The organism is Streptomyces sp. NPDC029216 (assembly GCF_040648015.1).
GTDB lineage: Bacteria > Actinomycetota > Actinomycetes > Streptomycetales > Streptomycetaceae > Streptomyces.
In genome coordinates this window covers 1-10962 of sequence record NZ_JBEZWL010000198.1, presented here as the reverse complement: position 1 = coordinate 10962, position 10962 = coordinate 1, and the positions used below count along the sequence as shown (strand labels likewise).

Annotated in this window: 6 protein-coding genes; 5 read left to right on the top strand and 1 reads right to left on the bottom strand. The window is 74.7% G+C overall.

What is annotated here, in order from left to right; all coding sequences use genetic code 11:
- Window positions 1-233 precede the first annotated feature (233 nt).
- The 3 genes from AB0F18_RS36240 (at window position 234) to AB0F18_RS36230 (ending at window position 6804) form a co-directional block, all read left to right on the top strand.
- Complete coding sequence (locus tag AB0F18_RS36240) at window positions 234-4211, top strand: Pls/PosA family non-ribosomal peptide synthetase (protein ID WP_362068826.1); 3978 nt, start codon at window positions 234-236, stop codon at window positions 4209-4211.
- 85 nt (window positions 4212-4296) lie between these two features.
- Complete coding sequence (locus tag AB0F18_RS36235) at window positions 4297-5628, top strand: M1 family metallopeptidase (RefSeq protein WP_362068823.1); 1332 nt, start codon at window positions 4297-4299, stop codon at window positions 5626-5628.
- Between the two features lie 375 nt (window positions 5629-6003).
- Entirely contained in the window at window positions 6004-6804 is an 801-nt protein-coding gene (locus AB0F18_RS36230; RefSeq protein WP_362068821.1) for an Imm49 family immunity protein, read from the top strand.
- 168 nt (window positions 6805-6972) lie between these two features.
- Here AB0F18_RS36230 and AB0F18_RS36225 read toward each other — a convergent pair whose 3' ends face one another.
- On the bottom strand, window positions 6973-7191 hold the full coding sequence (locus AB0F18_RS36225; RefSeq protein ID WP_362068818.1) for a hypothetical protein: 219 nt from the start codon (window positions 7189-7191) through the stop codon (window positions 6973-6975).
- Between the two features lie 320 nt (window positions 7192-7511).
- Between AB0F18_RS36225 and AB0F18_RS36220 the strand changes: the two genes are divergently transcribed.
- Both AB0F18_RS36220 and AB0F18_RS36215 read left to right on the top strand, forming a co-directional pair.
- Window positions 7512-8750: an FAD-dependent oxidoreductase gene (locus AB0F18_RS36220; RefSeq protein WP_362068815.1), complete on the top strand. Its 1239-nt coding sequence runs from the start codon at window positions 7512-7514 to the stop codon at window positions 8748-8750.
- A gap of 195 nt (window positions 8751-8945) precedes the next feature.
- Window positions 8946-10962, top strand: a 2017-nt coding sequence (locus AB0F18_RS36215; RefSeq protein WP_362068813.1) for a sensor histidine kinase, incomplete at its 3' end; no start/stop codon positions are given.

Below are 10962 nucleotides of genomic sequence, written 5' to 3'. Positions count from 1 at the left end.
GCCGGGCCCCGTACCGGCCGCCGCAGGGCCGTCCGCCCCCGGACGGCGTCCGGCCGGCGCCCGTACGGGCGAGTTCCCGGCCGTTCCTTCCCGGCCACGCCCGGGGCTTCGACCCGAATCGCCCCACCGCCGCACTAGGCTGACGGGTTGTTCGGCGCCGGAACGGAACAACCCGGGCAGACCCGGGCCCGCCGGCGCTCCGGATGATTCCGGGGAGCGAGACGCGAGGGCCGATGGCATTCACACCAGGGCGCGGTGAACTCGATCTGCTCGACGGCGACGGAGGAGACGGCGACGCTGACGGCGGGTCGCCCGCCCCGCCCGCCGGCCCGCGGGAATCCGCCCCCGACGGGGCCGCCGCCAAGTCCGCCCGGTTCTCCGCCGGGCCCCCGGCCCCGCCCCGCACCCTCGTCGACGTCTTCGCGGCCTCCGTACGCGCCCACCCCGACGAGCCCGCCCTCGACGACGGCACCGCCCGGCTGACCTACCGGGCCCTGGCCGCCGAGGTCGAGCGGCGGCGACGGGTCCTCGCCGCCTGCGGGATCGGGCCGGGCGACCGCGTCGGCGTACGGATCCCGTCCGGGACCAACGACCTCTACACGGCCATCCTCGCCGTACTCGCCGCCGGTGCCGCCTACGTCCCCGTCGACGCCGAAGACCCCGACGAGCGGGCCGAACTCGTCTTCGGCGAGGCCGGGGTCAGCGCGGTCCTCGGCGCCGGCCCCGGCATCGAGGTCGGCGGCCGCCGCCCGGGCGGCCGGGTCCGCGCCGCACCGTCCGCACCGCCGGGACCCGACGACGACGCGTGGATCATCTTCACCTCCGGTTCCACCGGACGGCCCAAGGGCGTCGCCGTCACCCACCGCAGCGCCGCCGCCTTCGTCGACGCCGAGGCCGCGCTCTTCCTCACCGAGGAGCCGATCGGCCCCGGCGACCGGGTCATGGCCGGCCTGTCCGTCGCCTTCGACGCCTCCTGCGAGGAGATGTGGCTGGCCTGGCGCCACGGCGCCTGCCTCGTCCCCGTCCCGCGCTCACAGGTGCGCGGCGGCGCCGACCTCGGCCCCTGGCTGGTGGACCAGGAGATCACGGTCGTCTCCACCGTCCCGACCCTCGCCGCGCTCTGGGAGCCCGAGAGCCTCGACGAGGTCCGGCTGCTGATCTTCGGCGGCGAGGCCTGCCCGCCCGAGCTGAGCCGGCGTCTGGTCACCGAGGGCCGCGAGGTCTGGAACACGTACGGTCCCACCGAGGCCACCGTCGTCGCCTGCGCCTCGCTCCTGACCGGCGAGGAACCGGTCCGCATCGGCCTGCCCCTGGCCGGCTGGGAGCTCGCCGTCGTCGACGAGTCCGGTGAACCGGTGCCGATCGGCGGCAGCGGCCAGCTCGTGATCGGCGGCGTCGGACTGGCCCGCTACCTCGACCCCGAGAAGGACGCCGAGAAGTACGCCCCGCTCCCCTCCCTCGGCTGGCCGCGCGCCTACCGCAGCGGCGACCTCGTCCGCGCCGAACCGGAAGGCCTCGTCTTCCTCGGCCGCGCCGACGAGCAGGTCAAGCTCGGCGGCCGCCGCATCGAGCTCGGCGAGGTGGACGCCGCGCTCCAGGCCCTGCCCGGCGTCTCCGGCGCGGCCGCCGCCGTACGCACCGCACGCGGCGGCAACCAGCTCCTCGTCGGCTACCTCGTCACCCAGGACGGCTGGGACCACGCGGCGGCGCTCGCCCGGCTGCGCGCCGAACTCCCCGCCGCCCTCGTCCCGCTGCTCGCCCCCGTCGACGCGCTCCCCACCCGCACCTCCGGCAAGGTGGACCGCGACGCCCTGCCCTGGCCCCTGCCCGGAGCCGGGACCACCGCCGGCGCCGAGCAGCTGTACGGCACCGAGGCCTGGCTCGCCGAACAGTGGAGCGAGGCCCTGGGCGTGCCCGTCACCGGAGCCGGCGACGACTTCTTCGCGATCGGCGGCGGAAGCCTCGCCGCCGCCCGGCTCGCCACCCTGCTGCGCACCCGCTACCCGGGCGCGGCCGTCCTCGACGTCTACCAGCAGCCCGTCCTGCGCAAGCTGGCCCGGCGGCTGGAGAAGTCCGTCCAGGAGGACGGCACGCCCCGGACCGTCACCCCGGTGCCGGCGCGCTCCCGGATCCTCCAGTCGCTGCTGCTGCTCCCGCTGTTCACCCTGCCCGGCCTGCGCTGGTCGGTGGTGCTGTTCGCCCTGGGCAACGTACTGCACCGCCTCGGCCCCTACCCGTGGGCGCCGACCGCCCCGTGGTGGTGCGTCGCGGCCGCTGCGGCGCTGCTGCTGAGCCCGCCCGGCCGGCTCGCGATCGCGGCGGGCGGCGCCCGCCTGCTGCTGCGCGGGGTGACGGAGGGACGCCATCCGCGGGGCGGGAGCGTGCACCTGAGGCTGTGGACCGCCGAGCGGCTCGCCGAGTGCGCCGGCGCGACCTCGCTGACCGGAGCCTGGCTGGAACGGTACGCGCGGGCCCTCGGTGCCCGGGTCGGCCCCGAGGTGGACCTGCACTCCCTGCCCCCGGTCACGGGCCTGCTCAGGCTCGGCCGGGGCTGCGCCGTCGAGGCCGAGGTGGACCTGTGCGGGCACTGGCTCGACGGGGACCAGCTCGTGATCGGCCCGGTCCGGGTCGGCGCGGGCGCGGTCGTCGGCACCCGCAGCCTGCTGTTCCCCGGCGCCCGGGTGGGCAAGCGGGCCGAGGTGGCCCCCGGTTCCGCCGTCGTCGGCCACGTTCCGACCGGCCAGCGGTGGGCCGGGGCCCCCGCCGTCAAACTCGGCCGGGCCAAACACGACTGGCCCCGCCAGCGCCCGCCGCGCCCGCTCCTGTGGCGCGCGATGTACGGGGCGACCGGCGTGGGCCTCACCGCCCTGCCCCTGCTCGCCGCCCTGCCCGCCCTGTGCGTGGCGGGCCGGTTCGTCCCCGCCGACGCGGGGCCCGGCCGGGCGCTTCGGGGGGCGCTGCTCGCGGTGGTGCCCGGGGCGCTCGCCTACGGGTCCGCGTACGCGCTCCTGGTGCTGATCGGCGTACGGGCGCTCAGCCTCGGACTGCGCACGGGCAGCCATCCCACGCACAGCCGCACCGGCTGGCAGGCCTGGGCGGTCACCCAGCTGATGGACCTGGCACGGGACACCCTCTTCCCCCTGTACGCCGCGCTGGTCACCCCGGTCTGGCTGCGGCTGCTCGGCATGCGCGTCGGCCGCCGCGCGGAGGTGTCCACCGTCCTCGGACTGCCGACCCTCACCACCGTCGGCGACGGCGCGTTCCTCGCCGACGACACCCTGACCGCCCCCTGCGAACTCGGCGGCGGATGGGTGCGGATCGGACGCTCCGAGATCGGCCGCCGGGCCTTCCTCGGCAACTCCGGCATGACCGCGCCGGGCCGCACGGTGCCCGACGACGGGCTGGTGGGGGTGCTGTCCGCCACGCCCAAGAAGGCCAAGAAGGGCGGCTCCTACCTGGGCCTGCCGCCGGTCCGGCTGCCCAGGTCCGCGGCGGCCGCCGAGCTCGGCCGTACCTACGACCCGCCGGCCCGTCTGCTGTGGGCGCGCGGCCTCGTCGAACTCTGCCGTCTCGTCCCGGTGTTCTGCTCGGCCGCGCTGGCCGTCCTGACGGCCGCGGCGCTCTGCGCCCTCGCGGCGCCCGGCGGTCCGGGCGCCGCGGGAGCGGCACTGCTGTCCGGCGCGGTCCTGCTCCTCGCCGGCGCGGCCGCGTGCGCGGCCACCGTGGCCGCCAAGTGGCTGCTGGTGGGCCGCCACCGGCCCGGGGAACACCCGCTGTGGAGCGCCTTCGTGTGGCGGGACGAGCTGGCCGACACCTTCGTGGAGGTGCTGGCCGTTCCCTGGCTGGCCGGATCCGTGCCCGGTACGCCGCTGCTGACGCTGTGGCTGCGCGGGCTCGGCGCCCGGATCGGGCGGGGCGTGTGGTGCGAGAGCCACTGGCTGCCCGAGACCGACCTGGTGGCGCTCGGCGACGGCGTCAGCGTGAACCGGGGCTGCGTGTTGCAGACGCATCTCTTCCACGACCGGATCCTGCGGACGGATACTGTGGTGCTGCGCGAGGGCGCCACCCTGGGCCCGGGCGGGATCGTCCTGCCTGGGAGCACGATCGGAGCCCGCAGCACGGTGGGCCCCGCCTCCCTCGTGATGGCCGGGGAATCCGTCCCCGACGACACCCGCTGGCTGGGCAACCCGATCGAGGCGTGGCGCTCCTGAACCCGCGCTCCGCCGGCTCGCGGCAGGCCGGCACACCGGAACCACGGGCACCTCGTACGAGCAGGCGCAGGGAGCGGAAACGGCAGTGAGCGGTCAGCGGACAGCGGCACCGGACCCGTACTTCCCGGACAACGGCGACCCGCGCTACCGCGCGCACCGGTACGAACTCGCCCTGGAGTACCGGCCCGGCCCCAACCGGCTCACCGGCAGGGTCCGCATCAGCGCCATCGCCGGACCCGCCGCCCTGGCCGAATTCCACCTCAACCTGGCCGACTTCAAAGTGGGACGGGTCCTGCTCGACGGCCGGGCCGCCCACTACACCCACCGCGCCGGCCGGCTCCGCGTCCGGCCGGCCAAACCGCTGCCCCCGGGCGCCGCGTTCACCGTGGAGGTCCACTGGTCCGGCAACCCCAAGCCGGTGCGCAGCCCCTGGGGAGGCATCGGCTGGGAGGAGCTGACCGACGGCGCGCTGGTGGCCAGCCAGCCGGTCGGCGCCCCCTCCTGGTACCCGTGCAACGACCGGCCCGCCGACAAGGCCTCGTACCACATCTCGCTCAACACGCCCTCCGCCTACACCGTGGCGGCCGGCGGGCGGCTGCTCACCCGGACCACCCGGGCCAGCACCAGCACCTGGGTGTACGAGCAGTCCGCGCCCACCTCCAGCTACCTCGTCGGCCTGTCCGTCGGCATGTACCGGACGGTGCCGCTCGACGACCCCGGAGCCGGCGGAGTCCCGCAGACCGCCCACGTGCCGGCGCGCCTGCTGCCGCGGTTCACCCACGACTTCGCCCGCCAGCCCGCCATGATGCGGCTCTTCGAGGAACTTTTCGGGCCCTACCCCTTCGGCGAGTACACGGTCGTCGTCGCCGACGAGGAACTGGACGTGCCGGTGGAGGCCCAGGGCCTGTCCGCGTTCGGAGCCAACCACGTGGACGGCGCCCGAGGTGCGGAACGGCTCGTCGCCCACGAGCTCGCGCACCAGTGGTTCGGCAACAGCGTGACCGTCGCCGACTGGCGGCACATCTGGCTCAACGAGGGCTTCGCCAAATACGCCGAATGGCTCTGGTCGGAGCGCTCCGGCGGCCGCACCGCACACGAACTGGCGGCCGCCGCCCACCGCATGCTCGCCTCCCGCCCGCAGGACCTGCGGCTGTCCGACCCGGGCCGCAGACTGATGTTCGACGACCGCCTCTACGAGCGCGGGGGCCTCACCGTCCACGCGCTCCGCAGCGCCCTGGGCGACGAGGCCTTCTTCCGCATGCTCCGCGACTGGACCGCACGGCACCGCCACGGCGTGGCCACCACGGCCGACTTCACCGCCCACGTGTCCCGCCACGCGGCCGCGCCGACGGACGCCGTGTGCGCGTCCTGGCTGGACGAACCCTCCCTCCCACCCCTGCCGCAGCCGCCCCACTGACACGGAGCACCCCTACCCCCGGCCGCCCGCCAGGGCCCGCGCACCGGGAGCGCACCCCTCGCGCAGCGCCGCGAGCTCGTCCGGATCCAGCCGCAGGGAGGCACCCCGCCGGCCGGCGTCCAGACGCGCGGCACCCGTCTCCAGCCACTGGGGGAGGGGCTCGCCCCCGAAGCCCCGCCCCGCGGACCGCTGTTCGGGGCCGCCCGGTGCGTTGTCGGACCCGGGGCCTAGGGTGGGCGTGCCAGGTCGGTGATCGAGGAGTGGGCTGTGCGGATAGAGCGTCATCAGGTGGGCGAAGCGGCGGTTTCGGCGGCCCTCGAGGATTTCGAGAACCGGATCGGGGGCCAGATCCGCTCGATGTCGAGGGGCGGGCGGATGGCCACGTACGAGTGGCAGCTGATCGCGGAGGAGCTCCTCGACCACCTGGGCGCACTGTCCGTCGGGACGCCCGCCCTCGACGGCCCCGAGGAGGAGGCGGTCCTGAAGGACGCGGCCGAGGCCGCGGCGGGCGCCGTCGCGTACGCCGCCTACAACACCTACGACTCCTTCCACGTCTTCCTCGACCACGTGAACTTCGGGATGAGCTACAAGCCCGGCGGGGAACGCGGTGAGCACGACGGGGTCTCTCCCTCGGAGTGGACGGACGCCCTCTGTCTCGCGGTCCTCTGCGACGCGACCTCGCGGCACGGGGAGGCGTTCCACTTCGCCCGCCAGGAGTGGGACGGGGACGCGCCCGGCAATCCGGCGATCGAGCTCGTCAAGGGCTTCATGGCCCAGGTCTTCGATGACACCGACGACGAGGACGCGGACTTCCCGGCGACCGCGCAGCAGAAGCTCGCGGCCCTCGACGCAGGGCTGGAGCGGATCCGCGTGCGCGCCGAGGAGAGCGGCGACGACCTCCTCGACCGGCCGGACGCCGTGGGACTGCGGGCCCTGCGCGCCCTGGCCGCCGGCGACCGCGAGGCCTTCGACTCCGGGCTGGCCGCACTCCTGCTCGCCCACAGCACCCGGCCCGGCTCCGGTGCCCGGCCGCGCAGCCTCCTCCCGCTCCTGCCGCTCGCACTGGCGGCGCTCGCGTACCGGACCCACGGCTGGACGCCGTCCGTCGACACGGACTACCTGCCGCTCACCCTGGTCACCGGCTTCCAGAAGTCGGGCCCGGCCGGGCGGCAGTAGCGGCGGAGCAGCTCCTCGTGGTCCGGGAAGAGCGGCACGAGCGTGTCGGGCCGGCCGAGGTCATGTCGGCGAACGGCTGGACTCGCGGAACTCGGCCACCGCTGCGGACGCGCCACTGCACGGACCGTCGACTCGGCGGCCCGCACAGCGTGTTGGGCGTTCGGCTGTTCAGCCGCAGTCGTCGTCAGACCATCCGCCCCAGTCGTCATCGTCGTCGTACCAGCCGTGGCCGTACCCGTGGTCGTCGTCGTCCCATCCACCGTGGCTGACGTAGGTGACCGCGTGGGTGGGAACCGCCGCGGAGGCCGTGCCCGCCGCGCCGAGGGCGGCGCCGCCGGCCAGCATGACTCCGATCGCGGAGGCCGCGACGAGCCTCTTCACTCTCATTGCTCGCATGGTTTCAGAACCCTTCTCGGAACTGTGCCGCTCCCGCGGCACGAAGCGGTTTCCGCCTCCTTTCGTCCACAGCAGGGAGGTTTTCCATGTGCCCGATAAACGTGGGGGCGCATCCGCCGTCAACGTGGCTGTTCGAGCCACGGACCCAGGGGCTGGATCGCTCATTCTGCGGGCCGTGTGCATCACCGCAGGTGAAATAACCGTTTCCGCGGTGGCGGCCCTACCCTGCCCATGCTAGTCACCTACCTGTGAGTCGTCACCTCGGGCGGCCGGAACCGAGCGCCTGGATTCCCGGGAAGGGATGTGCCGCTGTGGAACAGGAACGCACGACGTGCTGCGTGGTGGGAGGCGGGCCGGCCGGAATGGTGCTGGGGCTGCTGCTGGCCCGGGCCGGGGTCGAGGTGACGGTCCTGGAGAAGCACGGGGACTTCCTGCGCGACTTCCGCGGCGACACCGTGCACCCCTCGACCCTCTCGCTCCTGGACGACATCGGCCTCGCCGACCGCTTCGCCCGGCTGCCGCAGCGCCGGGTGAGCTCGGTCCAACTGCCCATCGGGCCGGACCGGTCCCTGGTGACGGTCGGGAACCTCGCGGCGCTGCACGGCAAGTACAACTACATCGCGATGGTGCCCCAGTGGGACCTGCTCGACCTCCTCGCCGACGAAGCGGGCAAGGAACCCTCCTTCCGGCTGCGCATGGACACCGGGGCCACCTCCTTCCTCATGGAGCGCGGCCGCGTAACGGGCGTCCGCTACCGCACCGCGGACGGCCGCACCGGTGAACTGCGGGCCACCCTGACCGTGGCCTGCGACGGCCGCGGCTCGCTCGCCAGGGACCTGCCGGAACTCGGCCTGGAGGGCTTCGCCTGCCCCATGGACGCCTGGTGGTTCCGCCTGCCGCGCAGTGACGACGACCCCAGCGGGCTCGTCGGCGGCCTGGGCGACCGCTTCTTCACCGCGCTCATCGACCGCGGCGACTACTGGCAGTGCGCGGCCCTCATCCCCAAGGGAACGGACGCCGAGCGCCGCGCCGAAGGGCTGGACCGCTTCATGACCCGCTTCACCGAGGCCGCACCATGGCTGGCCGACCGCGCCGGCGCCGTCACCTCCTGGGACGAGGTCAAACTGCTCGACGTACGGCTCGACCGCCTCCGCCGCTGGCACCGCCCGGGGCTGCTGTGCATCGGCGACGCGGCCCACGCGATGTCGCCCGTGTTCGGCATCGGCATCAACCTGGCCGTGCAGGACGCCGTGGCCGCGGCCCGCCACCTGGTGCGCCCCTTGCGCGAGGGCACGGTCGGGCTCCACGACGTGCGCCGGGTACAACTGCGCCGCTGGCCCACCACGGTGGCGACCCAGGGCTTCCAGCGCCTGGCACACGCCCAGGTCATCGCCCCCCTGCTGGCCGGCCGCGCCGCCTTCGGCGACCCCCGCCGCGCCAAGCGCATGACGGAGCTGGTCACCGACTCCCGCTGGCTCAATCGCGTCCCGGCCTACTTCATCGGCTACGGCGCCCTGCGCGAGCGCCCCCCGAGGGAATCCCTGCGCTGACCCGCTCGGCGACACGGTCGAGGGGGCGGAAGGGCGGCTCGGCGCCCTTACCACGCAGAGGCATGGAAGTAAGGTCTCCGTTTATTCGTACTGGCTGGATATGATCGGCATCCCCACCCCACAGGGCCGTGTCGGCAGTTCCCCCATGCCCTCATCCAGGCCCGTCTCCGCCGCTCCCGAGGACCGATGTCTGCCATGGCACCCGAAGGCCCACCGAGCCCGCCACCCGTCCGGCGCCGCCGCACCGTGCGCCTGCGCACGATGCTGGTCTGCCTGGCCGTCGTTCCCACCGTGGCGATGGGTGCCCAGGTCACCGTCACCGCCCAGCGGCTGCTGGCCCAGTCGGAGCACCTGCGCTCCGACGTGGAGGCCGGCGAACGGATCGGCGTTCCCCTGGTCAGGCTGATGGCCGGGCTGCAGGAGGAGCGGGCGATGACCGCGGCCCGCTGGGCGGGCTCCCCGGCGGCCGACGACGCCCTGCGCGTGAGCCGGGCCGAAACCGACCGGGCGGCGGCCGAGTTCCTCCGGCTCTCCGGCACCGCCGGAGACAGCGGGGTGCGGCACTCCGGGGAGGGCGTCGACCGCCTCGACGCCGTGAGCGGGCGGCTCGACCTGCTGGCCTCGTACCGCAAGCGCGTGGACGCCCACAGCGGCAGCGCCGAACAGGCCGTCGACTACTACACCGGCGTGATCGACGACATCATCCGCGCCTACCAGGACGAGTTCAGCCACGCGGAGGACGCCGAGCTCGCCCAGGAGAGCAGGCCCGCCGTCGCCCTGTTCTCGGCCGCGGAGATGGTCGCGCGCGAGGACACGTCCCTCGCCCTGGCGGGACCCTCCCGCGAGCTGGCGGCCACCGGCTTCGCCCAGTTCCTCGACGCCGTCGGCACCCACCGGTACCTGTACGACACCTGGATCGTGCCGTACCTCCCGCCCGCCGAACTGGCCGCGTACGACAAGCTGACCGCCTCGGACGCCTGGCGGACCAAGCTCCGCGTCGAGAACGCGGTCGTCGCGAACCACAGGGACACCGCGACCGGCGCGAAGCTGCCGGCCGACGTCGACGACTGGCCCGCCGCGCACCGCACGTTCGCCCCGCAGCTGGCCGAGCTCACCGCCGGCCGGGCCCGCAGCGTGTTCGCGGACGCCGACGCGAAGGCCTCCGAGCTGGAGGCCGAGGTCTACTGGCTGATCGGGGCCAGCGGCGGCGCCCTGCTGCTGGTCGCCGTCGTCGTCGTCCTCACCACGCGGTCGGTCCTGCGCCGGCTGAACCGCCTGCACACCCGTACGGTCGCCATCGCCGAGGAGACGCTGCCCGACGTGGTGGCCCGGCTCCAGCGCGGGGAGACCGTCGACGCGCAGGCGCTGCCGGCCGTGTGGGGGCGCCAGGACGAGGTCGGGCAGATCGCCGACGCCTTCGCCCGGGTGGTCGCCGTGTCCGTCGACGGGCACCGGCAACTCGCCGCCGAACGGCACGGCTTCGGCCTGTTCGCCTCGGGCATCGCCGCGCGCACCGGAAACCTCGTCAGCCGGCAGCTGACCCTGACCGAGGAGCTCCAGGACACCTTCGGCCACGACGAGGCGCTCCTGGCCCAGTTGATGCGGTCCGACCAGTTGACGGTGGGGATGCGGCGCCAGATCGAGAACCTGCTCATCCTCGCCGGCGGCGAGATCCCGGACCCGCACACCGAGCCCATGCGCGTCGCCGACCTGCTGCGCGAGGCCGCGGCCGAGGTCGAGGACTTCCGGCGGATCGAACGGCAGGCCCTGGACGAGGCGAGCGTGCAGCCGCACGCGATCAGCCAGATCAGCCACCTGCTGGCGGAGCTGCTGGACAACGCGACCCGGTTCTCCCCGCCCCGCTCGAAGGTGGTCGTCCGCGCCGAACTCGTCGCGGACGGGCTGTCGATCGAGGTCGAGGACCGCGGACCGCGCGTCTCGGCCGCCGGGTACGAGGCCATGAACGAGCGCCTGCACTCGGCGCCGCCCTACTCCGTCCTCGCCGAGAACGCCCACCGGCTGGGCCTCTTCGTCGTGGGCCACCTGGCCGACCAGCTCCAGGCCCGGGTCACGCTGCGGCGCTCGGTGTACGGAGGCACCGCCGCCGTGGTGATCCTGCCGGGCGGGCTGCTGGCGCCCGCTGAGGCGCAGGAGGAACCCGGCGGGGCCCCCGCCCCCGTACCCGCCCCGGCGGAGCCCGGGCCGCGGCCCG

What these genes read in the sequence shown, in the direction of transcription:
- AB0F18_RS36240 (WP_362068826.1), top strand. Translation starts at nt 234, where the DNA reads ATGGCATTCACACCAGGGCGCGGTGAACTCGATCTGCTCGACGGCGAC.
- AB0F18_RS36230 (WP_362068821.1), top strand. Translation starts at nt 6,004, where the DNA reads ATGGCCACGTACGAGTGGCAGCTGATCGCGGAGGAGCTCCTCGACCAC.
- AB0F18_RS36225 (WP_362068818.1), bottom strand. Translation starts at nt 7,191, where the DNA reads ATGAGAGTGAAGAGGCTCGTCGCGGCCTCCGCGATCGGAGTCATGCTG.